Origin of the sequence: Streptomyces radiopugnans, from assembly GCF_900110735.1 — a bacterium.
In the GTDB taxonomy this organism is placed as follows: Bacteria; Actinomycetota; Actinomycetes; order Streptomycetales; family Streptomycetaceae; genus Streptomyces; species Streptomyces radiopugnans.
The window spans coordinates 186,360-211,862 of record NZ_FOET01000007.1 but is presented as its reverse complement, the minus strand read 5'-3'; the positions used below and the strand labels follow the sequence as shown (position 1 = coordinate 211,862).

The following is a 25,503-nucleotide window of genomic DNA, read 5'->3' as shown; positions in this document are numbered from 1 at the left end:
GCCGCTCGGGGCATCGGGCAGTGCCAAGCGGCTGCAGTGCCCCCTGTTTCGGGTCAACACATGTGGCGGTTCCCGACATATCACCCATAGCTTCAAGTCATGACGAAACGACAGTTCACTCGCCTCGGATGGGCCGCGGTCGCCGCGGCCTCGGGTCTGGCCGCCACCCCTCCGGCCGCCGCCCAGGACACGCACCAGGTCCGTCCGGGGGAATCGATCCAGCAGGCCGTGGACGCCGCGAGGCCCGGGGACACGGTCGTCCTCGCCCCCGGCACCTTCCGGGAGAGCGTCCGGATCACCACCTCCGGCCTGACCCTGCGGGGGTCGGGTCCGGACACCGTCCTCATGCCGCCGGCCGGCCGGGCCGAGGACGCCGGGAACGACTGCGCCCGCCAGGGCCACGGGATCTGCGTGTCCGGAACGGAGGAGCAGCCCGTCACCGACGCCACCGTGACCTCGCTGAGGCTGCGCGGCTTCGAGCAGAACGGGCTGTGGGCCTCCCACACCGACCGGCTGAGCGTGCGGCACGTGACGGCCGAGAAGAACGGGAAGTGGGGCATCGCCCAGCAGCGCTCCACCCGGTCGGACATCAGCTACAACACCGCCCGCGGCAACGGCGACGCCGGGCTGCTGCTGTCGAACACCGTGGAGAGGGAGAAGGGCGCCGCCGACTCCGGCGGTACGGTCGTCCGCGAGAACCACCTGCTGGACAACCGCATCGGCGTCACCGTCAGACGGCTGCGGAACCTCGTCGTCAGGAACAACGAGATGGCCGGGAACTGCGCGGCCATGTTCGTGGTCGGGGACGAGACCAAGCCCCGGGCCGGAGCGCTGACGGTCTTCCGCAACGACGTCCACTCCAACAACAAGCACTGCCCGGCGACGCCCCGTCTGCCGTTCCTCCAGGGTTCCGGGATCGTCCTCACCGGTGCGGAGGACACGCTGGTGGCCGAGAACCTGGTCGAGGACAACGTGGGCTCCTCGCCCCTGTCGGGCGGCATCGTGCTGTTCAAGAGCTTCGTGGGGGCCCGCAACGAGAACAACCTGATCGAGGACAACATCGTGCGCGACAACGGGGCGGCCGATCTGGCCGACCGCGGCGCGGGCACGGGCAACGTCTTCCGGGACAACATGTGCCAGGACTACCGGCCCGAGGCGCTGTGCTGACCGCCTGACAGCCCCGGTGGCCGACGGCCCGGCCGCTCCTCCGGGGAGCGGCCGGGCCGCCCTGCGGGGCGCGGGCGTCAGTCCCCCGGGGCGACGCCGGCGTCCAGGAGGGGACCCAGCTCCCGGGCCACCGTCTCCAGGGCGCGTACGTCGCGCTCGGCCCTGGCTATCACGATCGCCCCCTCCAGCGCGCTGATCATCAGGGTCGCCAGCGAGGCGGCCCGCCGGGCCGGCACGCCCATCTCCGTCAGCGCCCGGGCCACCGGGCGGTTCCACGCGGCGAACGCGGCCGCGGCGGCCTCCCTGGTGGACTCCGCGGAGCCGGCGCGGTCCACCGTCGCGGCGACCACGGGGCAGCCCGTCGCGAATCCGGCCGACCGGTACTCGTCGGTCCACTGACGCACCATCGCGTCGAACAGGCGGCTCGGCGACGGCTCGGGCATCTCGGCCAGGAACCGGGCCACGCGCTTGGCCGCGTAGCGGCCGGCCCACTCCACCGCCTCGTTGACGAGCTGCTCCTTGCCTCCGGGGAAGTAGTGCCGCAGCGACCCCCTCGGGGCCCGGGCGTGCGCGACGATGTCGCGCAGACCGGTCGCGGAGACCCCGTCGCGCCGGATGAGCTGGGCCGCGCTGAAGACCATCCGCTCGCGCGGCCCCCGCCGGGAAACCGCCATCGCCGACCTCCGATCCCCTGGCGAACCGGGCGGGCGGCACCCGCCCCGCCGTCCGGCCAGCTTATCGGTGCCGCCCCGACCGCCCGGTGCGGGAGGAGTCCGCCGCGCCACCTCCCGGACCGGCACGCGCCTCGTGCTATGACACACGTCATAACGCCGCTACTATGACGGCTGTCATAGACGACGGGACCGGTGGGACCGGCGGGCCGGTGGAGGCCGCGGCCCTCCGGCCGGAAGGGCGGCGCGGGGTGGACGTGGGTTTCATCGGTCTGGGCGTCATGGGGCAGCCCATGGCGCTGAATCTGGCCCGTGCCGGGGCGGCACCGGTCGTCTGGAACCGCACCGCCGCCAGGAGCGAACCGCTGCGCGCGGCCGGGGCCGAGGTGGCGGAGAGCCCCTCGGAGGTCTTCGACCGCGCCGGCACCGTCTTCCTGATGCTGGCCGACGAGGCGGCGACCGACGCCGTACTGGGCCGCGGCACACCGGACTTCGCCCCGCACGTCGCCGGGCGCACGGTCGTGCACATGGGGACGGCGTCCCCCCACTACTCGCGCGGGCTGGAGGCCGACGTCCGCGCGGCCGGCGGCGGTTACGTCGAGGCGCCCGTCTCCGGCTCGCGCGTGCCCGCCGAGAAGGGGCAGCTGGTGGCGATGGTGGCCGGGGAGCCGGCGGCCGTGGAGCCGGTCCGCCCGCTGCTGCGGCCGATGTGCCGGGAGGTGTTCGTGTGCGGACCGGCCCCGAACGCGCTGCTGACGAAGCTCTCGGTGAACCTGTTCCTGATCACCATGGTCACCGGGCTCACCGAGGCGTTCCACTTCGCCGACCGCCACGGCCTGGACCGGCAGCTGTTCCTGGACGTGCTCGACGCCGGGCCGATGGCCAGCGGCGTATCGCGCATGAAGGCGCCCAAACTGCTGGCGCGCGACTTCGACGTCCAGGCCGCCGCCCTGGACGTCCTGAAGAACAACCGGCTGATCTTCGAGGCGGCCCGGGAGGCCGGTCTGGCCTCTCCCCTGCTGGACGTCTGCCACACCCTCTTCGGCGAGACGGTCGCCCTGGGGCACGGCGACCGCGACATGGTGGCCGTGCTGCACGCGCTCGAGGCCAGGACCGACCGCGTCCGGCCACCCGCCCCCTGAGGCTCTCCGGGAGGGCGGCAGCCTCCCCGCCCCGGGCGGGGAGGCTGCCGCCCGGGGCGGGACGGGCGCTTCAGCGCGGAAGCCGCCGGCGGCCGCTCCTGGCCGCCGCCACCAGTTCGGGGACGGTGGCCAGCTTCTCCCGGGGCCGGCCGGCCCGGAGTCCGCGGGCCACCTCCACCCGGTCGATCGCGGCCTGGCCGCGGGCGTCGACCAGGCGGCGGTTGCGGCCTCTCACCAGTCGGCGGAAGGCCCTCGCGCCGTGCTCGGGCGCGGGCAGCAGACCGCCGAGCGCGTCGGCGAGCAGGGTGCCGACCGTCTCGGCTGCGCAGGCGCGGTTGGCTCCGATGCCGCCCGAGGGCCCGCGTTTGATCCAGCCCACGACGTACGTCCCCGGCCGCCCGGTCACGCGCCCGCCCTCGTGGGGGACGGTGCCGGCTGCCTCGTCGAAGGGCAGCCCGGGCACCGGTGCGCCGCGGTAGCCGGCCGCCCGCACCACCAGGCCGGCCGGTATCTCCAGCTCCCCCCGCGCCGCCGTGGCGCGCACCGCCCGTACGCGCCCGTCGCCGAGCACCTCCACCGGCGCGCTGTGGAAGCGCAGCACGATGCGCCGGCCCGGCGCGGGCGGGAGGGACCAGTCCACCGCCTGCCGGGTGACGTCCCGCAGCACCGCGGCCTTGTCCCCCGGCCCGGCCGCGTCGATGCTCCCGGCGATGCGCGGGTCGTGGTCGTCCACGACCAGTTCCACACCGGGCAGGTGCTTCAGGGCGAGCAGTTCCGGCCTGGTGTACGCCGCCTCCGCGGGCCCCCGGCGTCCGAGGAGGACCACCTCGCGCACCTTCCCGGCGCGCAGCGCGCCGAGCGCGTGGGCGGCGATGTCGGTGCCGGCCAGCTCCTCCGGACCGGCCGTCAGGATCCGGGCGGCGTCGAGGGCGACGTTGCCGTTGCCGACCACGACCACCCGCTCGGCGGACGGGTCGACGGCGTCCGGGGCGGTCTCCGGATGGGCGTTGTACCAGGCCACCAGCGTGGCCGCGGAGATGCTTCCGGGCAGGTCCTCGCCCGGGATCCCCAGACGGCGGTCGGCGCGGGCCCCGACGGCGTAGACGACCGCGTCGTGGTGTGCGGCGAGTTCCTCCGCGGTGACGTCCGCGCCCACCTCCAGACCCAGGTACATCCGGACCCGCGGGTGCGCGTACAGCCGTGCGAAGGTGTCCCCGACCCCCTTGGTCCCGGGGTGGTCGGGGGCCACCCCGTAGCGCACGAGACCGCCCGCAACCGGCATCCGGTCGATGAGGGTCACCTCGGCGCCTGTGTGGAGCAGCAGGTCCTCGGCGGCGTACATGCCGGCCGGGCCGGTGCCGACGACCGCGATCCGCAGCGGCGCGAAGTCGGAGGGCAGGGTGCGCTCGAAGACCGGCCTGCCCCACGCGTGGAAGTTGGGCCCGTGGTCGGCGGATCCGGAGCCCGGTCCGCCGTCCGCGGCGTTCTCGGCGTCCGCGGCGTTCTCGGCGTTCTCGGCGTCTGCGGCGTCCTCGAAGTACGCCGCGTTGAGAGCGGCGTACTCCCGCTGCGCCCCGGAGAGCCGGTCCTCCGGGGAGATCGCGTCCACCGGGCAGGCGTCCGCGCAGGCGCCGCAGTCGATGCACGCCCTGGGGTCGACGTACAGCATCTCCGTGCTGCCGAAGTCCCTCTCCTGCGGGGTGGGGTGGATGCAGTTGACCGGGCAGACGGCGACGCAGGTGGCGTCGCCGCAGCAGTTCTGGGTGATGACGTGGGTCATGTCGCGGCCCGTCCGGCTCAGATGAGGTTGGCGCGCTTGTAGAACACCAGCGCCGGCTTCGTCAGCAGGCCGGCGGAGGCGAGGAACTCCATCAGGCCCGAGCAGCTGGAGCGCATCATCGCCCTGTGGTGCTCGTTGGTCTTCGCCTCCCGCACCGCGCGCTTCTCGTCGAGCCCGGCGTTGGCGTACACCTTCCGGTTCACCATGCTGGTGACGATGACGTAGGCCGCGATCGCGATCACCAGGGCGTGGATCCGGCGGCGCAGCCGGCCGGCGCCCGCCAGGCGCTTGCGCGTCTCGTCGCGGGCGAACTTCATGTGCCTAGACTCCTCGACGACATGGATGTTGTTGATGGTGCGGACGAACGGCACGACCCGCTCGTCGCGCATCCAGTCGCGCTGCATGACGTCGAGTACCTCCTCGGCGACCAGGATCGCCGCGTACGCCGCCTCGCCGAACGCCAGCGTCTTGAACGCCCGGCCGAGTTCGAACGCGATCCGGTGCGGCCGGTACGGCGGGGCGCCCAGTTTCCGGGCCCCGCGGGCGAACATGATGGAGTGCCGGCACTCCTCGGCGATCTCGGTCAGCGCCCACTGGAACTCGGCGCTGGTCGGGTCCTTGGAGTAGATGTCGCGCAGCACCATCTGCTGGAGGATCATCTCGAACCAGATGCCGGTGCTGGCCACCGAGGCGGCCTCCTGCCGCGTCAGCTCCTTGCGCTGCTCCTCGGTCAGCTCGTCCCAGTACGGGGTTCCGTAGAGGGTGCTCCACTCGGGGCTGGCGCCGTGGAAGTCCTTGTCCAGCGGCGTCTCCCAGTCCACCTCCACGGCCGGGTCGTAGGCCAGCCTGGCCGCCGAGTCGAGCAGCCTGCGGGCGACGTCCTGCTCGTCGTGCCGGTCGTGTTCCGCCGGCCGCCCTGCCGCCTGTCCCGTCGGTCGAACGATGCCCGTGCTGCTCGCCATGTGCGCTCCTCGAACCGTGTGCGACGTTCCTGTCCGCCCGCTGCGCCGGGGACGGCCGCGGTGCCGCCTGTCCGCTTCCGCGTCCCGCGGCTTCCGAGGGGGCGCCCCCACGCTTGTTAGACAGAATGTAAATCAAGGGGCGCCACGCAGGCTACCCCCGGTAACTGGTTCCGGCGGCCGATCTGTCCGACGCCGCGGCCGTGAGGGCGGCCGCACCCGCGCACTGTTCCGGTCAGACGCGCAGACCGCGGACCGCGGCGCGCAGTGCCTCGCGGACGGCCTCGACCAGGCCCTCCCCGCCGGCCGGCGACCCATCGGCGGCACGCAGGGCGTGGTGCTCGACGGCGGCCCGGAGGGCGCCGTTGACCATGGCCGCCCCCACCGCCACCCACAGACCGTCGGCGGGCCGGCCGGTGGAGCGGGCGAGTGCGGCGGCGAAAGCGGCCTCCGCCTCGTCGTGCGCCCGCAGCCACACCGCGCGCAGACCGGGCTCGTGCTGCGCCAGACGCACCAGGGCCAGCACCGTCGGCAGGTCCGCGACCCTCTCGCCGGTGCGGCGCGCGACCTCGTCGACGAGCGCGGCGATGTCGTCGCCGGGCCGCAACTCCCCCAGCGCGCGCGCCACGACGTCGGTGCCCGTGGCGAGCAGCGGGCGGACGCAGTCCTCCTTGCCGGAGGAGTAGCGCCAGAAGGTGCGCAGCGAGATCCCCGCCTCGGCGGCGATGTCCTCCACCGAGGTCGCCGCCACCCCGCGCTCGGTGAACAGCCGGACGGCGGCGCGTGCGATCTCGGCCCTGGTCTCGGCCTTGCGCCGCTCGCTCAGCGGGGGCCGCCCGGTACGTCCGGCGGAGTCCGTGCCGCTGCCGTTCCGCACCACGCCCTCCTCCCGCCCGACAGTGTGGTCAGCGTACTGTGTGGCATGGCATGCCATACAGGCACACCATGCCAGAAACGATGACGGGAGTGAGCGGGATGAGCGGCAGCGGACTCGACGGCGGCAGCGTCGTCGTCACGGGCGCGGGCGCGGGGATCGGACGGGCGACGGCCCTGAAGTTCGCGGCCGAGGGCGCACGGGTGGTGGTGGCCGACCTGGACGCCTCGGGCGCGGCGGCGGTGGTGGACGAGATCACCGCCGCCGGCGGCACCGCAAGGGCGGTGGTGGGGGACCTGAGCGAGCAGGCGGTGGTGGACGAGGTCGTCGCCACCGCGGTGGAAGCCTTCGGCGGGATCGACGTCCTGGTCAACAACGCCGGGATCATGGACGGCATGACGGCTCCGGCCGATGTCACCGACGCCGAGTGGGAGCGGGTGATCAGGGTCAACCTGACGGCCCCGTTCATGCTCGCCCGCGCCGTGCTGCCGCACATGCTGGAACGAGGCAAGGGCGCGATCGTCAACACCGCCTCCGAGGCGAGCCTGCGCGGCGGTGCGGCGGGCGCCGCGTACACGGCCTCCAAGCACGGCGTCGTGGGCCTGACCAAGTCCCTCGCCGTGATGTACCGGAACTCCGGCATCCGCACCAACGCCGTCGCGCCCGGCGGGACCAGGACGTCCATCGGCGGCGGCGTCCCGGAAGGGCACGGCCCGGCCACCCTCATGCCCTACATGGGCAGCGTCGGCCGTATCGCCGAGGCCGAGGAGCAGGCGGCCGTGATCGTGTTCCTCGCCTCGGACGCGGCGAGCAACGTCAACGGCGCGATCGTCCCGGTGGACAACGGCTGGTCCGCGGTCTGAGCACGGCTCCGGCCCGGCCGGCGGGGGCGGCCGGGACGCGCCGTCCGGCCACCGTCCGGGCGTTCCCCGAAGCAGAGGGTTCCGGCTCCCCGGTTTCCCCGCCCCGCACCCGGGCGGCCGATCCGGCGGGCGCGAAGCAGGGCCGGTGTTCGCCGCGCGGGAACCCGTGACATCCATCACACCGCATATCGGTACTACGCCCACCGGATAGTAGATGACGCCCTGCGGACATAGGGGACTTGTTCCGCCCGTCGCGGACATACCGCACACCCGGTCCGGCGGCCCGCGCCCCGCTCCGCGCGCTTCCGCGTGTACGGCGGTGCGGCACGGCTCCTGACGGGGCGACACACCGCCGCACCGCCTCCGGCGCCCGCTCCGGCATGGCCCCGCGCGGCCCGCAAGGGGGCCGGGGACCTACGAGCCGGCGTAGTACCAGCGCTCGTTGCCCCGCCCGGCCGGCGATCCCGACAATGACGGCCCGCACCACGTTCCCGCAGATCAGAGGCGGGTGCTGGGCGAATCGGCCAGAACCCGGGGGGATTCGGCGATCCGACGATTGGGGTCACACATGAGCAAGCACCGCAGAACGAGGCGCTACCGGAAGATATCCGTCGCCGCCCTCGCCGTGGCCGCCCTGGGAGTGCCCACCGCGGCCCTGGCGTGCGTGGACCGGCCGGCGACCGCCGACGACCGCCCCCGCTCCTGGCAGAGCCGGTACTCCGACGACCGTGCCCAATCCTGGCAGAGCCGGTACTCCGACGGCCGGACGCCCGCGTCCACATGGACCTCGCGGTCCACGGCGCGGAAGACCCGTACGCCCGGCGCCTCCCCGAGCACCTCCCCCGCTCCCCGCGCCTCCGCCCCCTCCACGCCCGCCCCGACCGCCCCGGCCACCCCGACCGACGATGCCGCGGCCCGCGTCGTGGAGCTCGTCAACAACGAGCGCTCCAAGGCGGGATGCGCTCCTGTGAAGGCGAACGAGAAGCTGGCCGAGGCCGCCCGGGCCCACAGCCGGGACATGGCCGACCACCGGAACATGTCCCACACCGGCTCCGACGGTTCCGGCCCCGGAGACCGGATCACGAGGGCCGGCTACGAGTGGAGGACCTACGGCGAGAACGTCGCCTACGGCTACCGGACCCCCGAGAGCGTGATGAGCGGCTGGATGTCCAGCCCCGGCCACAAGCGCAACATCCTCAACTGCTCGTTCGAGGAGATCGGCGTCGGCCTGGCCCAGCCCGGCGACTACTGGACGCAGACCTTCGGCACCGCCCGATAAGGGCGCCGGCAGGCCCCTGCCGCGCCCCACCGGCACCGGCCTGCGGGCCGCCGCCCCTCCGCGCCGTGCGGAGGGGCGGCGGCCCGCAGGCGTCCGGATCACTTGTGGAAGGTGATGTAGCCGTTGCCGTCGGGGTCGGACCCGCTCCTGGTGTAGGAGTGCACGTCCGAGCGGCTGCCGGAGGGCTTGTACAGGTAGATCGTGTCGCGGTCGTTGTTCCACATGAAGTTGCAGTTGTCCCGGTAGACCACGTTGTACTTGTCGGAGTCGCTGCCGTGGCCGCCGCGGAGCTTGATGTAGTCGCCGGGCTGGAGGTAGTGGTTCGCCGTGAAGGCGAAGCGGTTGCCGGCGGCGTCCTTGACGACGTAGCCCTTGAGGTTGACGGTCGCGGAGGACGAGTAGTTCTTGATCGTCAGGTACTCCTCGTCGGTGTTGCCGGAGGAGCAGCTGTTGGAGTCCCGGCCGGGCGCGTCGTACTGGACGCCGCGGATCTTCAGCGCCGAGCTGTACTCGGCGGCCTGGGCCGGAACGGCGGTGAGGACGGCCAGCGCGCCGGCGGTGGCGGCCACGGCTATGACTGGGCGCTTGTGCAAGGGAGTTCTCCTCCACGTCGTGCGGAAATCGTGCTGCACGTGAAGGACTTGCGACGAACCCCGTTGGTTGCACCGTAAACAAGATTTTTCGCCCACAGCCCACAGGCCGCGGTCCACCGCCAGCCCTCACCGCCCCGCCGGTGTCACGCCCCGCCCGCTCCGGTGGCGGCGCAGGCGGGGTGGCCCCAGCCGTCGGGGTTCTTCGCGATCGTCTCGCCCTTCGCGTACGGCCGGCCGCAGCGGCACCGGCCCGGGAAGCGGGCCTTGAGCGACCTCCCGGAGGAGCCGCCCGGCCCGGGCTTCCGCGCGGGCTTCGCCCCCGCCGGGCGGGAACGCCCTCCGGCGGTGGCGGCGCCGGGCTCGGGCGGCGGCAGGTCGTCCCCCGCCGCGGAGCCGATCGGCCGCTGGGTACGGGCGCTGTGGCTCGCGGCGCGGTCGGCGGCGTCGTTGAGCCGGTCGCCGTCCGCCCGGTGGGCCGGGGTGTGGACGAACTCGACGTCCCGTCCGGTCAGCAACTCGTCGATGCGCACCACCAGGTCCCGGTTGGCCACCGGTGTGCCGGCCGAGGTCTTCCACCCCTTGCGGCGCCAGCCCGGCAGCCAGGTGGTGACCGCCTTCATCGCGTACTGGGAGTCCATCCGCACCTGTGCCGGCACGGCCGGGTCCAGGACCTGGAGCAGTCTCTCCAGCGCGGTCAGCTCCGCCACGTTGTTGGTCGCCCGGCCCAGCGGGCCGGCCTCCCATCGCTCCACATCACCGTCCGCACCGGCGATGACCCATGCCCAGGCCGCGGGCCCGGGGTTTCCCTTCGACGCGCCGTCGCATGCGGCGATGATCCGTTCCAGCACCCTGCGATCCTGCCATCCCCGCACCGGGGCCAGGGGACGGGGCCCGGGGGGGTGGGGCCCGGTGCCGGCCCGGACGGAGGCGTCCGGGATCAGGAGAGCTGCCAGGCCGCCTGGGGCTTGCGGGCGCGGCGCCGCGCCGCGGGCACCACCAGCGGAGTACCGGTCTCCGGGTCGTCGATGACCCGGCAGGGCAGGCCGAAGACCTCCTCGACCAGTTCTGCCGTCACGATCTCCTCCGGCGGCCCGGAGGCCACCACCCGCCCTTCGCGCATGGCGATCAGGTGGGTGGCGTAGCGGGCCGCGTGGTTGAGGTCGTGGAGGACGGCGACCAGGGTGCGGCCCTCCTCCTGGTGGAGGCGGGCGCACAGGTCCAGGATGTCGATCTGGTGGGCCAGGTCGAGGTAGGTGGTCGGCTCGTCCAGCAGCAGCAGGGGGGTCTGCTGGGCCAGTGCCATGGCGATCCACACCCGCTGCCGCTGCCCGCCGGACAGTTCGTCCACCGAGCGGTCGGCGAGCTCGGCGACGCCGGTGGAGGCCATCGCCTCCGCGACGACGCGCTCGTCCTCCGCCGACCACTGGCGCAGCAGGCTCTGGTGCGGGTAGCGGCCCCGGGAGACCAGTTCGGAGACGGAGATGCCCTCGGGTGCGACGGAGGACTGCGGCAGCAGGCCGAGGGTGCGGGCGACCTGCTTGGCGTTGGCCGAGGAGATGTCCCTGCCGTCCAGGAGCACCGTCCCGGCGGCCGGCTTCAGCATCCGCGACAGGGCGCGCAGCAGGGTGGACTTGCCGCAGGCGTTGGGGCCGATGACGACGGTGAAGGAGCGGTCCGGTATGGCGACCGTGAGGTCCTCGGCGATCGTCCGCCGCTCGTAGGCGAGGGTCAGGCCCTCGCCGCTCAGCCTCGTCTCCCCGGTGGCCGGGGCCCCGTGGTCGCGGTCGTTGGCCTGCGTCATCCGTTCTGCATCCGTTCTGCTCCGTCCTGAAGGTGTCCGACCGGGTCCTGGAGGTTCCGGAGGTCCCGGACCACCGCGGGAGTGTTCATATCCGGCCCGCCCTGCGCTGGGTGGCCAGCAGCCACACCAGGTAGCAGCCGCCGAGGAGGCCGGTGACGACCCCCACGGGAAGCTGCCGTCCGGTGAAGAGGTTCTGTGCGGCCCAGTCGGCGATGACCAGCACGGCCGCGCCCATGCACGCGGCGGGCAGCAGATTGGGGCCGGGCGCGCGGGTGAGCCGCTTGGCGAGCTGGGGCGCGGTGAGCGCCACGAAGGAGACCGGGCCGGCGCAGGCGGCGGCGAAGGAGACCAGGACGACGGCGGAGCCCAGCGCCGCGGTGCGCGAGCGCTCGACGCTCACGCCGAGGGCGTGAGCCGCGTCGTCGCCCATCTCCGTCATCCGCAGGGCCCGTCCGCAGCCCAGGACGACGACCGGGCCCAGCACCGCCAGCGCGATCAGCAGCGGGGTGAGTTCGGGCCAGCCGCGGCCGTCGAGGCTGCCGGTGATCCACAGGATCGCGCGGGACGCCTCCATCAGCTTGCCGCGGGTGAGCAGGTAGCCGTTGACGCCGGTGAGCATCGCCAGGACGCCGATACCGGTGAGCACCAGCCGGTAGCCGTGGATCCCCCGGCGCCAGGCGAGGAGGTGGATGAGCAGTCCGGTCAGGAGTCCTCCGGCGATGGCGCCGCCGGCCAGGGCCGCGCTGCTGCCTCCGGCGAGGACGACGAGCAGCGCGCCGGTGGAGGCGCCCTGGGTGATGCCGAGCATGTCGGGGCTGCCCAGGGGGTTGCGCACCACGGACTGGAAGACGGCCCCGGCCAGGCCGAGCGAGGCGCCGACGAGGAGGGCGGCGAGTACGCGCGGCAGCCGCAGTTCGTTGACGATGAAGTCCTGGGCGGGGGTGCCGCCGCCGGTGAGGGTGGTCAGCACCTCGGCGGGGCTCATGGGGTAGTCGCCGCTGCCGATGGTGGCGACGCCGGCGGCCAGGGCCGCGAGCAGGCAGGCGACGGCGGCGGCCAGGGCGCGGGGGCGGAAGCGGAGGCTGAGCGCCGATCCGGCGCGGAGGGTTCTCACACCGGTCCTCGTGTCGGTCCTGGTGTCGGTTGCCGCGCCGGCTCCCGCACCGGTTCCCGTGACGGTCCTCATGCGGCGGCCACCTTCCGCCGTCGCAGGACGTAGAGGAAGAGGGGGCCGCCGAGGACGGCGGTGACGACGCCGACCTGGAGCTCGCCGGGGCGGCCCAGCAGCCGGCCGAGCACGTCGGAGCCGAGCAGCAGCACGGGGGCGAGCACCGCGCAGTACGGCAGCACCCAGCGCAGGTCGGGGCCGGTGATCGCGCGGACCAGGTGCGGCACCATCAGCCCGACGAAGACGATGGGGCCCGCGGCCGCGGTGGCCGCGCCGCACAGCAGGGTGACGGCGACGACGCAGGCGGCGCGGACCTTCTCCGGCCGGGCGCCCAGGGCGCGGGCCTGGTCGTCGCCGAGCGCGAGGGCATTGAGCGGCCGGGCGAGGGCGAGGGCGACCAGGGCGCCGGTGGCGATGAACGGCAGCACCTGCACCACGGCGTCCGTCCGGGCCGAGGCCAGCGAGCCGACGGTCCAGAAGCGCATCCGCTCCAGTGACGCGGCGTCCAGGATCATCGCGGCGTTGACGTAGGAGTACAGGGCGGCGTTGAGCGCCGCGCCGGCCAGGGCCAGCCGCGCCGGGGTCGCCCCTCGCCCGCCGCCGACGGCGTAGACGAGGACGGAGACGACCGCCGCTCCGGCCAGGGCGAACCACACGTAGCCGGTGAAGCCGGTCACCCCGAGGAAGGCGATGGCGGTGACCACGGCGGCCGAGGCTCCGGCGTTGATGCCCAGCAGCCCGGGATCCGCCAGCGGATTGCGGGTCAGCGCCTGCATCACCGCGCCGGCCAGGCCGAGGGCGAGGCCTATGAGCAGTCCGAGCAGGGTGCGCGGCAGCCGCATCTCGTGCACCACGCTCCAGGTCGCGGAGCCGCTGTCGAAGAGGCCGGACCAGACCTCGCCCGCCGACAGCGGTCGGGCGCCGAAGCCGAGGCTCAGCACCAGCAGGACGAGCAGGAGGACCACGGCGCCCGCCAGCCCGGCGGAGCGCAGCGCGGTACGGGTGCGCGTGGGCGGCCCCTCGGCGGCGGGGGGCGGCGCCGGCGCCGTTCTCTCCCCCGCGGGACTCGGCTTGATGAGTGACACGTGCGGACTCCGGTGTGCCGGGGGGAGATCGGCGACCGCCCCCCTTGGGCTCGAACTTTGGTTAGGTTAACCTAACAGCCGCGGCCGGTCGCCTGAACACCTGTCGCTTCCGTGTGCGTTTTTCAGAGAGGCCCAGTCATGTCCTACGCAAGAACCGCCAACCTCTCCCGCCGGGGCATCCTCACGGCGGGCGGCGCCCTCGGGCTGGGCGCCCTGCTCGCGGCGTGCGGGGACGGCGGTTCGAAGGCGTCGGGCAACGCCTCGGAGAAGGACGGCGGCCCCTGGTCGTTCACCGACGACCGCAAGAAGAAGGTCACCGCCGACAAGACGCCCGAGCGCATCGTGGCCTTCACCGGCACCGCCGCCGCCCTGGCCGACTTCGGCCTGAAGGACCGGATCGTCGGCGTCTTCGGCGAGACGCTGCTGGAGGACGGCTCGGCCCACCCGCAGGCCGGCGACCTGGACGTGAAGAAGGTCGAGGTCATCGGCAACGCCTGGGGCGAGTTCGACATCGAGAAGTACGCGGCGCTGAACCCCGAACTGCTGGTCACCCATCAGTACGACTCCGGCTCGCTGTGGTACGTGCCCGAGGAGAGCGCGGACAAGATCCTCAAGCTCGCCCCCAGCGTCGCCGTCCAGGTCGCGAACGTCTCCCTGCTCAAGCCGATCCAGCGTTACGCCGCCCTGGCCGAGTCCCTGGGCGCCGACCTGAAGTCCAAGCAGGTCACCGACGGCAAGGCCCGTTTCGAGGCGGCGGCCGAGAAGCTCCGCAGGGCCGCCAAGGCCAGCGGCGGGCTGCGGGTGCTGGCCGCCTCCGGCAGCGCGGACTACTTCTACGTCTCCACCCCCGCGCCCGCGGCCGACCTGAAGTACTTCGCCGAGCTGGGCGTCGAGTTCGTCATCCCCAAGGACATCAAGGCCAGCGGCGGCTACTTCGAGAGCCTCAGCTGGGAGAACGCCGGGCAGTACGAGGCCGACCTCATCATCCTGGACAACCGCAGCACCGCCCTGCAGCCCGAGGACCTGAAGTCCAAGCCGACCTGGGAGTCGCTCCCGGCGGTCAAGGCCGGCCAGGTCGCCGAGTGGGACCCGGTGCCGCGCTTCTCCTACCAGGGCGCCGCCCCGCTGATGGAGAACCTGGCCGACGCCATCACCAAGGCGAAGAAGCTCGGCTGAGCCCGGGCCGGGGAGGCGCCGCGGCGCCTCCCCGGCCCGGTTCGCGCCACCCAAGACCGCGCAGGACAGCAACCTCCGAGAAGGAGAGCCCGCAGATGACACCGCGCACCGCCACCCCCGCCGCTTCTCCCGCCACCTCTCACACCGCTTCTCCCGCCGTCTCCCGCACGGCCTCCCGGCCGGCGGCGCCCCGCCGCGCTCCCGCCGGCCGGCCGGCCTCGCCGTTCGGTTTCTTCGAGGCCTCGGTCGTGCGCAGCCTGCGGCTGGGTCCGTCCCTGGTCCGGATCACCTTCGGCGGGGAGCGGCTCAGGGGGTTCGCGGGCGGCGGGAGGGACCAGAGCTTCTCGCTCTTCCTGCCGCAGCCCGGCCAGAGCGAGCCCGTCGTCCCGGTGGAGCCGGGCGACGGCTGGTTCGCGGCCTGGCGGGCGATGGACCCGGCGGTGCGCGCGGTCATGCGCTCCTACACCGTGGCCGCGCAGCGCCCGGAGGCCGGCGAGGTGGACGTCGACTTCGTCCTGCACGGCGACACCGGGCCCGCGACCCGCTGGGCGCGGCGCGCCCGGCCGGGCGACCGGGTGCGCCTGCTGGGCCCGGTGACCGCGGACAACAAGAGCGTCGGCTTCCGTCCTCCCCCGGACACGGACCGGGTGCTGCTGGCCGCCGACGAGACGGCGCTGCCGGCCGTCGCCGGGATCCTGGCCTGGCTGCCGGCCGGCGTCCGGGCGCGGGTGTGGGTCGAGGTGCCCCGGGCCGGGGACGTACGGCCGCTGCCCACCGCGGCCGACGCCGAGGTCACCTGGCTGGTCCGGGAGGACTTCCGGCGGCACGGCGCGGTGGTCGACGCCGTGCGCGAGGCCGCGCTGCCCGACGGGGTCCCGGGCGGCGCGTACGCGTGGCTGGCGGGCGAGGCCGGTGCGGTGCGGACGCTGCGCCGCCATCTGGTGTCCGAACGCGGCTTCGCCCGCGGCCGGGTGGCCTTCTCCGGGTACTGGCGGCTGGGCGCCTCGGAGGAGGATCTGCGCGCCGAGGCGCTGGCCGGCGCCGCCTGACGCGGGGTCACGCCCGCAACGGAGCCCCACGTACCACCTGCGGTACGCGGGGCTCTCACATGATCAGAGTAAGTTAGGATAGCCTTACCTAAGTTTCCCGCTCCCTCGATTCGGAGGACCCGCGCGTGAGCCCCCAGGGATCCGCCTCCCCTCTCGCTCCTGCCGACACGGCCGGCCCCGCCGGCGCCGACCCCCGCTCCCACCTGCTGAACGACTCCACCGCCGAGTACTACCGGCGGCTGGTCTCCGAAGGCGTGGGGCGGGTCGCCCGGACGGTCGCCGGAACCAGCCGCCCGTTCACCGGGGTCACCCCCGGCGAACTGGCCCCGCTGGTGGACGGCATCGACCTCGACCGCCCCCTGGGCGATCCGGCCGCCGCCCTCGACGAGTTGGAGCGCGTCTACCTCCGCGACGCGGTCTACTTCCACCACCCCCGCTACCTCGCCCACCTCAACTGCCCGGTGGTGCTTCCCGCCCTCCTCGGCGAGGCCGTCCTCTCCGCCGTCAACTCCTCGCTGGACACCTGGGACCAGAGCGCCGGCGGCACGCTGATGGAGCGCCGGCTCATAGACTGGACCGCCGCGCGCATCGGTCTGGGCCGCGCCGCCGACGGCGTCTTCACCAGCGGCGGCACCCAGTCCAACCTCCAGGCGCTGCTGCTGGCCCGCGAGGAGGCCCTCCGGCTGCTGCGGAAGAACTCCCCCACCCCGCCGCCGGTCTCCGAGATGCTGCCGAAGCTGCGCGTCCTGACCTCCGAGGCCGGCCACTTCTCCGTGCTGAAGGCCGCCAAACTCCTCGGCCTCGAGCCGGGATCGGTCATTTCCGTCCCCTGCGACGGCGACCGCCGGATGCGCGCCGACCACCTCGCCCGCGAGCTGCGCCGCTGCCGGGAGGAGGGCCTGACGGTGATGGCAGTCTCCGCCACCGCCGGGACCACCGACTTCGGCTCCATCGACCCCCTGCCCGAGATCGCGGAGCTGTGCCAGGAGGCCGGGACGTGGTTCCACGTCGACGCCGCGTACGGCTGCGGGCTGCTGGCCTCGACCACGCGCCGCCATCTGCTGAAGGGCATCGAGCGGGCCGACTCGGTCACCGTCGACTACCACAAGTCCTTCTTCCAGCCGGTCAGTTCCAGCGCCGTCCTCGTCCGCGACGGCGCCACCCTGCGGCACGCCACGTACCACGCCGACTACCTCAACCCCGCCCGCAGTGCCGAGAAGCGCATCCCCAACCAGGTCGACAAGTCCCTGCAGACCACCCGCCGCTTCGACGCGCTCAAGCTGTGGCTGACCCTGCGCATCATGGGCGCCGACGCCGTCGGCGCGCTCTTCGACCAGGTGGTGGACCTCGCCGCCGACACCTGGCGGATCCTGGAGGAAGACCCCCGCTTCACCGTCGTCACCAGGCCGGCGCTCTCCACCCTGGTCTTCCGCTACAGCCCCGGCGCGGACGCGGGCGGCGCCGACGAGACGGCCGTGGACCTGGCCAACCTGCACGCCCGCGAGGCCCTGGCCGCCTCCGGCGAGGCCGTGGTCGCCGGAACGGTGGTCGACGGCCGCCACCACCTGAAGTTCACCCTGCTCAACCCGGAGACGACGACGGACGACATCCGCGCCGTCCTCGACCTGATCGCCGGGCACGCCCAGGAGCACCTGGCTTCCTCCGCCGCCCGCCGGAGCGGCTCACCGGCCGCCTGAACCACCGGATCCACCAGACCCACGGAGACGACGTGTCCACCCCTCACGACTTCATAGCCATCGGACTGGGCCCCTTCAACCTGGGGCTGGCCTGCCTGACCGAACCGATCGACGACCTCGACGGGCTCTTCCTGGAGAGCCGCCCGGAGTTCGACTGGCACCCCGGCATGCTGCTGGACGGCGTCACCCTGCAGACGCCCTTCATGGCCGACCTGGTGACCATGGCCGACCCCACCTCCCCCTACTCCTTCCTCAACTACCTCAAGCAGTCCGGGCGTCTGTACCCGTTCTACATCCGCGAGAGCTTCTATCCGCTGCGCGCCGAGTACAACGCCTACTGCCGCTGGGCCGCCGGCCGGCTGTCCTCCGTCCGCTTCGGCCGCGAGGTCGTCGCCGTCTCCCACGACGAGACCGAGGGCCTGTACACCGTCACCGCCCGTGACACCTCCACCGGCGAGCGCAGCGAGCACCGGGCCCGCCACCTGGTGCTGGGCACCGGCACCCCGCCGTACGTGCCGGAGTCCTGTGAGGGGCTGGGCGGCGACGTGATCCACAACTCCCGCTATCTGGAGCACAAGGAGGCGCTCCAGGCCAAGGAGAGCATCACGATCGTGGGCAGCGGGCAGAGCGCCGCCGAGATCTACCACGACCTGCTCTCGGAGATCGACACCCGCGGCTACCGCCTGAACTGGGTCACCCGCTCCCCGCGGTTCTTCCCGCTGGAGTACACCAAGCTGACCCTGGAGATGACCTCCCCCGACTACATCGACTACTTCCACGCCCTGCCGGAACCCACCCGGCACCGGCTGGAGGGCGAGCAGAAGGGCCTGTTCAAGGGCATCAACGAGGTGCTGATCAACGACATCTTCGACCTGCTGTACGCCAAGAGCGCCGCCGGCCCCGTCCCCACCCGGCTGCTGACCAACACCGCGCTGACCTCCGCCTCCTACGACGAGGCGAACGGCTCCTACACCCTCGGGCTGCACCAGGTCGAGCAGGGCAGGGAGTTCACCCTCACCACCGAGGGCCTCATCCTGGCCACCGGCTACCGCCACCGCGTCCCCGCCTTCCTGGACGGGATCCGCGACCGCCTCCGCTTCGACTCCTCGGGCCGCTTCGACGTCGCCCGCAACTACAGCGTCGACGTCACCGGCCGCGGCGTCTTCCTGCAGAACGGGGCCGTCCACGCCCACAGCGTCACCTCGCCGGACCTGGGCATGGGCCCGTACCGCAACTCCTGGATCATTCGCGACATCCTCGGCCGCGAGGTCTACCCCGTCGAGAAGTCCATCGCCTTCCAGGACTTCGGCGCCCCCGAGGGGGGCATCGCGTGAGCGACGTCCTCTTCCACCGCGAGGACCCCCGGCTGGGGGGATTCTCCGTGGTCTCCCTCGACCCCGACGCCGACGCGCCCCTGCTGCACTCCTGGGTGACCCATCCCAAGGCCGTGTACTGGATGATGCAGGACGCCGACGAGCGGCAGGTCGCCGACGAGTACCGGCGGATCGCCGAACACCCGCACCACGACGCCTTCCTGGGCCTGCACCGCGGCAGCCCCGCCTTCCTCGTCGAGCGCTACGACCCCGCCCGTGTGGAGCTGGCCGGGCTGTACGACCACCGGCCCGGCGACGTCGGGATGCACTTCCTCACCGCGCCGTCCGACACCCCCGTCCACGGGTTCACCCTCGCCGTCATCACCACGGTGATGGCGATGCTCTTCGACGACCCGGCCGCCCGCCGCGTGGTCGTCGAGCCCGACGCCCGCAACACCGCCGTGCACGCCCTCAACGCCGCCGTCGGCTTCGAGGTCGTCGGCACGATCGCCAAACCGGAGAAGGAGGCCCTGCTGAGCGTCTGCACCCGCGAGCGCTTCGAGGCCGCCGTACGAGGAGCCGCCCTGTGACCGCCGCCTCCCCCCACGCCGTACCGCACCCCGATCCGCAGAGGGCCGTGGCCCATCTGACCCCCGGCAACTGGGACACCGCCGTACGGCTGCTGCTGCGCAAGGCCCTGTCGGAGTTCTCCCACGAGCGCCTGCTGGTCCCCGTCGAACTGGGCGGCGGCCGCTACGCCGTCACCGGCGGCGGCGAGGGCGGCGAGGGGGTCGAGTACCGCTTCACGGCCCGCCTGATGGCGCTCGACCACTGGCAGATCGACGCCGACAGCATCACCCGCCACCGCGGCGGCGCCGAACTGCCCCTGGACGCCTTCGCGTTCTTCACCGAGTTCCGCGGCGCCCTGGGCCTGAGCGACGAGATCCTCCCCGTCTACCTGGAGGAGATCAGCTCCACCCTGGCGAGCACCGCGTACAAACTGGCGAAGAAGCCGGTCACCGCCGCCGAGCTGGCCGGCGGCGACTTCCAGGCGATCGAGACCGGCATGACCGAGGGCCATCCCTGCTTCGTCGCCAACAACGGCCGCCTGGGCTTCGGGATCCACGAGTACCTGGCCTACGCGCCCGAGACCGCGGCCCCGGTGCGGCTGCTGTGGGTGGCGGCCCACCGCGACCACACCACCTTCACCTGCTCGGCCGACACCGACTACGACACGCTGCTGCGCGCCGAGCTCGGCCGGGCCGCCCTCGACCGCTTCGACTCCGTCCTGCGCGGCCAGGGCCTGGACCCGGCGGACTACCTGCTGGTCCCCGTCCACCCCTGGCAGTGGTGGAACAAACTCGCCGTGACCTTCTCCGCCGAGGTCGCCCAGCGCCGGATCGTGCTGCTGGGCGAGGGCGAGGACGAGTACCTGGCCCAGCAGTCCATCCGCACCTTCTTCAACACCTCGGACCCGGGCAAGCACTACGTCAAGACGGCCCTGTCCGTGCTCAACATGGGCTTCATGCGGGGCCTTTCGGCGGCCTACATGGAGGCCACCCCGGCCATCAACGACTGGCTGGCCGAGCTGGTGGCCAAGGACCCCGTACTGCGCGCCACCGGCCTGGAGATCATCCGCGAGCGCGCCGCCGTCGGCTACCGCCACCCCGGCTACGAGGCCGCCACCGACCGCTACTCGCCCTACCGCAAGATGCTCGCGGCCCTGTGGCGCGAGAGCCCCGTCCCCCGGCTGGAGGAGGGCCAGCGCCTGGCCACCATGGCGTCCCTGCTCCACACCGACACCGACGGGGGCTCGCTGGCCGCCGCGCTGATCGAGCGCTCCGGTCTCACCCCCGAAGCGTGGCTGGGCCGCTACCTGGACGCCTACCTCACCCCGCTGCTGCACAGCTTCTACGCCTACGACCTGGCGTACATGCCGCACGGCGAGAACGTCATCCTCGTCCTGGAGGACGACGCGGTGGCGCGGGCGGTGTTCAAGGACATCGCCGAGGAGATCGTCGTGATGGACCCCGGCGTGGAGCTGCCCCCCGAGGTGGAGCGCATCCGCGCCGAGACGCCCGAGGACATGCGGCTGCTGGCCATCCTCACCGACGTCTTCGACTGCTTCCTGCGCCATCTCGGGGCGATCCTCGCCGACCGGGGCGTGCTCACCGAGGACGCCTTCTGGCGCACCGTCGCCGAGGCGGTGATCCGCTACCGGGAGTCCGTGCCGGAGCTGGCCGAGCGGTTCGAGCGGTACGACATCTTCGCCGAGGAGTTCGCGCTGTCCTGCCTCAACCGGCTCCAGCTGCGCGACAACCGGCAGATGGTGGACCTGGCGGATCCCTCCGGCGCGCTCCAGCTCGTCGGCAGCCTGAAGAACCCCATCGCCCCCTACGCCCCGGGGAGGGCCTGACACACCGTGGTGACGACCGACCCGGGCGCCGGTGCCGGCCCGGCGCCCGATCCGGTACCCGACCCGGCGGCGGCGACCGGACCGCCCGGCGGGCACCCCGCCCGCTGGGCGATCCTCGCCGTGGTCTGCCTCGCCGAGCTCGTCGTGGTGCTCGACAACACCGTGCTCAACGTGGCGATCCCGTCGCTGACCGGCGAGCTGGGCGCGTCCACCGCCGACGTCCAGTGGATGATCAACGCCTACGCCCTGGTGCAGGCGGGCCTGCTGCTCGCCGCGGGCAACGCCGCCGACCGCCACGGCCGCAAGCGGATGCTGCTGGCCGGGCTGGCCCTGTTCGGGGCCGGCTCGCTGGCGGCGGGACTCGCCTCCTCCTCCGCCCAGCTCATCGCGGCCCGCGCGGGCATGGGGGTGGGCGCGGCGCTGCTGCTGACGACCACCCTCGCCGTCGTCATGCAGGTCTTCGACGCGAGCGAGCGGCCCAGGGCCATCGGCCTGTGGGGCGCCGTCAACGCCCTCGGCTTCGCCTCCGGGCCGGTCGTCGGCGGGCTGGTGCTCAGCCACTTCTGGTGGGGCGCGATCTTCCTGATCAACATCCCGGTGGTGCTCATCGGCCTGGTCGCCGCCTCGGTCCTCGTCCCCGAGAGCCGCGATCCGCGCGGCGGCCGCCTCGACCTGCCGGGCCTGGTGCTCTCCGTCACCGGTATGACCTGCGTGGTCTACGCCGTCATCACCGGGCCGGAGGAGGGCTGGACCTCCCCCCGCGTCCTGGTGCCGGCCGTGCTGGGCGCCGCCGTCCTGGCCGTCTTCCTGCGCTGGGAGCGGCGCACCGAGCACCCGATGCTGGACCCGGCCCTGTTCCGCAGCCGCCGCTTCACCGGGGCCGTGACGGGTGTCGTCCTGATCACCTTCGGCAGCGGCGGGGCCCTGTACCTGCTCACGCAGCAGTTCCAGTTCGTCCGCGGCGACAGCCCGCTCCAGGCGGGCCTGGCCGTGGCGCCCTTCGCGCTGACGGTGGTGCTGGTGAACTTCACCGGCGCCTCCGCGCGTCTGATCGCGCGCCTCGGCCTGCCGGTGATGATCGCCTCGGGCATGGCCGTGATGGCGGCCGGGCTCGCGGTCGTCGCCCTCGTCGGCGACGGGGGCTACGGCTGGGCCCTGGCCGGCCTGGTGCTGATGGGGGCGGGCTGCGGCTGCGCCAACCCGGCCATCGCCGAGGCCGTCATGAGTTCGATCCCCAAGGAGAAGGCGGGCGCGGGGGCCGGTGTCAACGGCACCCTCTCGGAGATGGGCGCCGGCCTGGGGGTGGCCGTGCTGGGCGCCGTACTCGCCTCCCGGTTCGCCGCCCTGCTGCCGGACTCGGCCGGCACCGCCGAGTCGCTGCCCGCCGCGCTGGCCCGGGTCTCCCGGGAGGCGGACCTGGCCGCGGTCGCCGAGGCGTTCGCCTCCGGCCTGCGGACCGGGCAGCTGGCCGGCGCCGCGGCGATCCTCGCGGGCGGCTGCGCGGCCGGTCTGCTGCTGGGCCGCGCCGGGCGGCCCACCGTACGGGATCCGGCGGCGAACCCGCCTCCCACCGCCGGGAAGGAACGCTGAGCATGGCCGTGAAGGTCTACCGGGACGCCTGGGGCGTACCGCATCTGCGCGCGGACGGCGCGAACGAGCTGGCGTACGCCCAGGGCCGCAACGCGGCCCTGGACCGCGCCTGGCAGATGGAGGTCGAGCGGCACCGCTCGCAGGGCACCTCCGCGTCGTTCCTCGGCGCGGAGGCCGTCTCCTGGGACCGGTTCGCCCGGCGGGTCCGGCTGGACGACACCGCCAGGCGCTGCATGGACGCCCTGGACCGGGAGGACCCCGGTACCGCCGCCTGGGTCCGTTCCTACGTCGACGGGGTCAACGACGGGCTGGCGGAAGGGGCCCGCCGGGCGCCGGAGTTCGCCGCCGCCGGGCTCGCCCCGGGCCTGTGGCGGCCGTGGACCCCGATGGGTGTCTGGCTGTCGGCGCACATCCTGTTCGCGGGTTTCCCGGCCAAGCTCTGGCGCGACGCCGTCGCCCGCCGCCTGGGGCCCGAGTGGGTGGGGGTGTTCGCCACCGACGGGCCCGGCACCTCCGGCAGCAACGGCTGGCTCGTCCCCGGGGACCGCACCGCCACCGGCGCGGCGATCGTCGCGGGCGACCCCCACCGGTTCATCGAGGCCCCGGGCGTCTACCAGCAGATCCGGCTGGCCTGCCCGGAGTTCGACGTCGTCGGCCTCGCCGTCCCCGGCGTCCCCGGCATCGCCCACTTCGGCCACACCGGCCAGGTGGCCTGGGCCATCACCAACGCCATGGCCGACTACCAGGACCTCTACCGCGAACGGCTGCGGCGCACCGGGCCGGACGGCGAGCGGGTGGAGGCGCTGGGCCCGGACGGATGGCGGCCCGCCGAGCGTCACGTGGAGACGATCGAGGTGGCCGGCGGCGAGTCCGTGACGGTCGAGGTGATCGAGACCGGGCGCGGCCCCGTCATCGCCGACGGCGTCGAGGCGGCGGAGTGGGCGGATCCGGCCTTCCCGGCCCAGGAGCCCCCTGCTCAGGGCTCCTCCGCCCCGGAGGTCTTCGGCGCGATCACCCTGCGCCACCCCCCGCGCGTCCGCGCGGACCTCGGCTTCGGTGTGCTTCCCGCCCTGCTGCGGGCCCGGAGCGTCGCCGACGTGGACCGCGCCCTGGACGGCTGGGCGGAACCCGTCAACGTCGTCCTGGCCGCCGACACCGCGGGCGGGACGCTGCACCGGGTGGCGGGCGCCGTCCCCGTGCGCCACCCGGACAACCGGACACGGGTCGTGCCCGCCTGGGAGCCCCGGCACGCCTGGCGGGGCCGGTACGAACCGATGCCGCGCGAAGGCGTGGAGGGGATCGCGGTCATGGCCAACCAGCGCGGGATCGCCGAGCCCCTCGGCGCGGAGTTCGCGCCGCCGCACCGGGCCGAGCGCATCCGGGAGCTGCTGGCGGGGCGGGCCGGGTGGTCCGCGCAGGACATGCCCGCCGTCCACCGCGACACCCTGCTGGCCTCGGCCGCGCCCCTGCTGGACCTGCTGGCGCGCACCGACCCCGGGGAACTGGCACCGGCCGCCCGGCGGTTGCGGGAGCGGCTGCTGGAGTGGGACCGCCGCATGGACGCCGACAGCACCGGCGCCGCCTCCTTCGCCGCCGTCCGCACCGCGACGGTGCGGCGGCTGGCGGACCACCCGCTGCTGCGGCCGCTGGCGGACCCGCCGACCGCGCCGGAGGTCTTCCGGCCCTGGCTCGCGCTCGTGCCCCGCGTCGGATACGCCCTGGAGCACCTGCTGGCCACCGGCCTGCTGCCGCTCGCGGACCGGGCCGGGGCCGTACGGGGCGCGGTCGAGGAGGTGGCGGCCCGCGAGGCCGCCGCCCAGGGCCCGCCGGCGCGGTGGGGCGACACCCACCGGCTCGTGCCCTGGCAGGCGCTGCCGGCCGGCCCCGGCGAGTCCTGGCCGGCCCTGGCCGGCGACCACGACTGCGTACTGGCCACCTCCAGCGTGCCCGGGGTCACCGACCTCAGCGCCCGCGCCTCCGCCGCCCGCTACGTGTGGGACCTGGCCCGACGCGAGGACAGCGCCTGGGTGGTGCCGCTCGGCGCCTCGGGCGTGCCCGGGGACCCGCACCAGCGCGACCAGCTCCCGCTGTGGGCGCGCTGCGAGCTGGTCCCGGTCGTCACCGACTGGAACCGGCTCACCGAGGAACCCGCCGTACCGCACGACCGGTCCGCACCGCACTCACCGCACGCACCGCACGACCGAGGAGAGAAGTGACCACCCCAGCCCCGCCCTCCGGCGCCCCGTCCCCCCGGCGCCGCGAAGCCGTGCACGAGACCCGCGTCGAGGGCTTCGGCACCGTCCGCGTCGTCCCCGTGGACCCCGCCCGCGACATCGACCTGCTGTACGGCTGGGTGACCCGGGAGCGGGCCCGCTTCTGGGGGATGCTCGACCACACCCGCGAAGAGGTCCTGGAGACCTACGAGTACCTGGACTCCCTGTCCACGCACCACGCCTATCTGATCCACCTCGACGACCGGCCGGTCGCCCTCTTCCAGACCTACGAGCCGGACGCCGACCCGGTCGGCGAGTACTACGAGGTGCGGCCGGGGGACTTCGGCATCCATCTGATGGTCGGCCCCGCGGACGGCGGGGCGCGGCCGGGTTTCACCGGCACCCTGCTGACCGTCTTCCTGGCCCACCTGCTGGCCGAGGACCCCGGCCGCAGGCGGATCGTCGCCGAGCCCGACGCCCGCAACGAGAAGGCCGTCTCCCGGCTGCTGCGGACCGGTTTCGTCCTCGGCCCCGAGGTCGAACTGCCGCACAAGCGGGCCCGGTTGGTCTTCCTCGACCGGGACGCCTTCCTCTCCCGCACCGCGTCCCGGCCCTCCTGAGGGGACGGGGCGCCCGGCACGGTCCGGATGTGTCGGTGGGCACGGCT

The 25,503-nt window shown here is 73.8% G+C and carries 22 protein-coding genes; 13 read left to right on the top strand and 9 right to left on the bottom strand.

All coding sequences use genetic code 11. The annotated features are described in order from the left end of the window. The first annotated feature begins 99 nt into the window (after positions 1 to 99). Complete coding sequence (locus BMY40_RS15695; RefSeq protein WP_093659886.1) at positions 100 to 1,167, top strand: right-handed parallel beta-helix repeat-containing protein; 1,068 nt, start codon at positions 100 to 102, stop codon at positions 1,165 to 1,167. Positions 1,168 to 1,244: 77 nt separating this feature from the next. Here the strand turns inward: BMY40_RS15695 and BMY40_RS15690 are convergent, their stop codons facing one another. Then, positions 1,245 to 1,841: a TetR/AcrR family transcriptional regulator gene (locus BMY40_RS15690; RefSeq protein ID WP_093659884.1), complete on the bottom strand. Its 597-nt coding sequence runs from the start codon at positions 1,839 to 1,841 to the stop codon at positions 1,245 to 1,247. Between the two features lie 278 nt (positions 1,842 to 2,119). On the opposite strand from BMY40_RS15690, the gene BMY40_RS15685 reads away from it, so the two are divergent. After that, entirely contained in the window at positions 2,120 to 2,980 is an 861-nt protein-coding gene (locus BMY40_RS15685; RefSeq protein ID WP_425443116.1) for an NAD(P)-dependent oxidoreductase, read from the top strand. Positions 2,981 to 3,050: 70 nt separating this feature from the next. Here the strand turns inward: BMY40_RS15685 and BMY40_RS15680 are convergent, their stop codons facing one another. From BMY40_RS15680 to BMY40_RS15670, 3 genes are all read right to left on the bottom strand, one after another. Next, complete coding sequence (locus BMY40_RS15680; protein ID WP_093659880.1) at positions 3,051 to 4,760, bottom strand: FAD-dependent oxidoreductase; 1,710 nt, start codon at positions 4,758 to 4,760, stop codon at positions 3,051 to 3,053. 17 nt (positions 4,761 to 4,777) lie between these two features. Then, positions 4,778 to 5,722, bottom strand: coding sequence for an AurF N-oxygenase family protein (locus BMY40_RS15675; protein ID WP_093659878.1), 945 nt, complete (start codon positions 5,720 to 5,722; stop codon positions 4,778 to 4,780). Positions 5,723 to 5,954: 232 nt separating this feature from the next. Further along, a complete protein-coding gene (locus tag BMY40_RS15670) occupies positions 5,955 to 6,596 on the bottom strand; it encodes a TetR/AcrR family transcriptional regulator (protein WP_245770115.1) in 642 nt (213 codons plus the stop codon). 80 nt (positions 6,597 to 6,676) lie between these two features. On the opposite strand from BMY40_RS15670, the gene BMY40_RS15665 reads away from it, so the two are divergent. Both BMY40_RS15665 and BMY40_RS15660 read left to right on the top strand, forming a co-directional pair. Next, positions 6,677 to 7,456, top strand: coding sequence for an SDR family NAD(P)-dependent oxidoreductase (locus BMY40_RS15665; RefSeq protein WP_425443115.1), 780 nt, complete (start codon positions 6,677 to 6,679; stop codon positions 7,454 to 7,456). Between the two features lie 568 nt (positions 7,457 to 8,024). Then, positions 8,025 to 8,735 carry a CAP domain-containing protein gene (locus BMY40_RS15660; RefSeq protein ID WP_093659872.1) on the top strand — a complete coding sequence of 237 codons (711 nt, stop codon included), beginning with the start codon at positions 8,025 to 8,027 and terminating at the stop codon, positions 8,733 to 8,735. A gap of 98 nt (positions 8,736 to 8,833) precedes the next feature. On the opposite strand, the gene BMY40_RS15655 is transcribed toward BMY40_RS15660, so the two are convergent. The 5 genes from BMY40_RS15655 to BMY40_RS15635 form a co-directional block, all read right to left on the bottom strand. Then, positions 8,834 to 9,328, bottom strand: coding sequence for a lamin tail domain-containing protein (locus BMY40_RS15655; protein WP_093659870.1), 495 nt, complete (start codon positions 9,326 to 9,328; stop codon positions 8,834 to 8,836). 143 nt (positions 9,329 to 9,471) lie between these two features. Next, the gene (locus BMY40_RS15650) at positions 9,472 to 10,176 is read right to left on the bottom strand and encodes a ribonuclease H family protein (protein WP_093659868.1); all 705 of its coding nucleotides are present in this window, start codon (positions 10,174 to 10,176) and stop codon (positions 9,472 to 9,474) included. 89 nt (positions 10,177 to 10,265) lie between these two features. Further along, entirely contained in the window at positions 10,266 to 11,129 is an 864-nt protein-coding gene (locus BMY40_RS15645) for an ABC transporter ATP-binding protein (RefSeq protein WP_093659866.1), read from the bottom strand. Between the two features lie 85 nt (positions 11,130 to 11,214). Continuing rightward, positions 11,215 to 12,315 carry a FecCD family ABC transporter permease gene (locus BMY40_RS15640; RefSeq protein WP_093659864.1) on the bottom strand — a complete coding sequence of 367 codons (1,101 nt, stop codon included), beginning with the start codon at positions 12,313 to 12,315 and terminating at the stop codon, positions 11,215 to 11,217. Beyond that, entirely contained in the window at positions 12,312 to 13,382 is a 1,071-nt protein-coding gene (locus BMY40_RS15635) for a FecCD family ABC transporter permease (protein WP_093659862.1), read from the bottom strand. Before BMY40_RS15635 ends, BMY40_RS15640 begins: the two co-directional genes overlap by 4 nt. 138 nt (positions 13,383 to 13,520) lie before the next feature. On the opposite strand from BMY40_RS15635, the gene BMY40_RS15630 reads away from it, so the two are divergent. The 9 genes from BMY40_RS15630 (at position 13,521) to BMY40_RS15590 (ending at position 25,456) form a co-directional block, all read left to right on the top strand. After that, on the top strand, positions 13,521 to 14,558 hold the full coding sequence (locus BMY40_RS15630; RefSeq protein WP_093659860.1) for an ABC transporter substrate-binding protein: 1,038 nt from the start codon (positions 13,521 to 13,523) through the stop codon (positions 14,556 to 14,558). A 95-nt stretch (positions 14,559 to 14,653) separates the two neighbouring features. Then, positions 14,654 to 15,607 carry a siderophore-interacting protein gene (locus tag BMY40_RS15625; protein WP_093659858.1) on the top strand — a complete coding sequence of 318 codons (954 nt, stop codon included), beginning with the start codon at positions 14,654 to 14,656 and terminating at the stop codon, positions 15,605 to 15,607. A gap of 203 nt (positions 15,608 to 15,810) precedes the next feature. Next, complete coding sequence (locus tag BMY40_RS15620) at positions 15,811 to 17,304, top strand: pyridoxal phosphate-dependent decarboxylase family protein (protein ID WP_245770124.1); 1,494 nt, start codon at positions 15,811 to 15,813, stop codon at positions 17,302 to 17,304. Positions 17,305 to 17,336: 32 nt separating this feature from the next. Next, complete coding sequence (locus tag BMY40_RS15615; RefSeq protein ID WP_093659855.1) at positions 17,337 to 18,638, top strand: lysine N(6)-hydroxylase/L-ornithine N(5)-oxygenase family protein; 1,302 nt, start codon at positions 17,337 to 17,339, stop codon at positions 18,636 to 18,638. Then, positions 18,635 to 19,207: a GNAT family N-acetyltransferase gene (locus BMY40_RS15610; protein WP_093659853.1), complete on the top strand. Its 573-nt coding sequence runs from the start codon at positions 18,635 to 18,637 to the stop codon at positions 19,205 to 19,207. Before BMY40_RS15615 ends, BMY40_RS15610 begins: the two co-directional genes overlap by 4 nt. Next, a complete protein-coding gene (locus tag BMY40_RS15605) occupies positions 19,204 to 21,033 on the top strand; it encodes an IucA/IucC family protein (protein WP_093659851.1) in 1,830 nt (609 codons plus the stop codon). Before BMY40_RS15610 ends, BMY40_RS15605 begins: the two co-directional genes overlap by 4 nt. A gap of 9 nt (positions 21,034 to 21,042) precedes the next feature. Further along, on the top strand, positions 21,043 to 22,623 hold the full coding sequence (locus tag BMY40_RS15600) for a DHA2 family efflux MFS transporter permease subunit (RefSeq protein WP_093659966.1): 1,581 nt from the start codon (positions 21,043 to 21,045) through the stop codon (positions 22,621 to 22,623). Between the two features lie 2 nt (positions 22,624 to 22,625). Then, on the top strand, positions 22,626 to 24,839 hold the full coding sequence (locus BMY40_RS15595) for a penicillin acylase family protein (RefSeq protein ID WP_177214022.1): 2,214 nt from the start codon (positions 22,626 to 22,628) through the stop codon (positions 24,837 to 24,839). After that, a complete protein-coding gene (locus tag BMY40_RS15590) occupies positions 24,836 to 25,456 on the top strand; it encodes a GNAT family N-acetyltransferase (RefSeq protein WP_093659849.1) in 621 nt (206 codons plus the stop codon). The genes BMY40_RS15595 and BMY40_RS15590 overlap by 4 nt, the downstream gene beginning before the upstream one ends. Positions 25,457 to 25,503: the final 47 nt, after the last annotated feature.

Bases quoted from the DNA above. Each gene is read 5' to 3' on its own strand.
- BMY40_RS15645 (WP_093659866.1), bottom strand. From the start codon at position 11,129: ATGACGCAGGCCAACGACCGCGACCACGGGGCCCCGGCCACCGGGGAG.
- BMY40_RS15690 (WP_093659884.1), bottom strand. From the start codon at position 1,841: ATGGCGGTTTCCCGGCGGGGGCCGCGCGAGCGGATGGTCTTCAGCGCG.
- BMY40_RS15675 (WP_093659878.1), bottom strand. From the start codon at position 5,722: ATGGCGAGCAGCACGGGCATCGTTCGACCGACGGGACAGGCGGCAGGG.
- BMY40_RS15665 (WP_425443115.1), top strand. From the start codon at position 6,677: ATGACGGGAGTGAGCGGGATGAGCGGCAGCGGACTCGACGGCGGCAGC.
- BMY40_RS15695 (WP_093659886.1), top strand. From the start codon at position 100: ATGACGAAACGACAGTTCACTCGCCTCGGATGGGCCGCGGTCGCCGCG.
- BMY40_RS15625 (WP_093659858.1), top strand. From the start codon at position 14,654: ATGACACCGCGCACCGCCACCCCCGCCGCTTCTCCCGCCACCTCTCAC.
- BMY40_RS15660 (WP_093659872.1), top strand. From the start codon at position 8,025: ATGAGCAAGCACCGCAGAACGAGGCGCTACCGGAAGATATCCGTCGCC.
- BMY40_RS15680 (WP_093659880.1), bottom strand. From the start codon at position 4,760: ATGACCCACGTCATCACCCAGAACTGCTGCGGCGACGCCACCTGCGTC.
- BMY40_RS15640 (WP_093659864.1), bottom strand. From the start codon at position 12,315: ATGAGGACCGTCACGGGAACCGGTGCGGGAGCCGGCGCGGCAACCGAC.
- BMY40_RS15685 (WP_425443116.1), top strand. From the start codon at position 2,120: ATGGGGCAGCCCATGGCGCTGAATCTGGCCCGTGCCGGGGCGGCACCG.
- BMY40_RS15630 (WP_093659860.1), top strand. From the start codon at position 13,521: ATGTCCTACGCAAGAACCGCCAACCTCTCCCGCCGGGGCATCCTCACG.
- BMY40_RS15595 (WP_177214022.1), top strand. From the start codon at position 22,626: ATGGCCGTGAAGGTCTACCGGGACGCCTGGGGCGTACCGCATCTGCGC.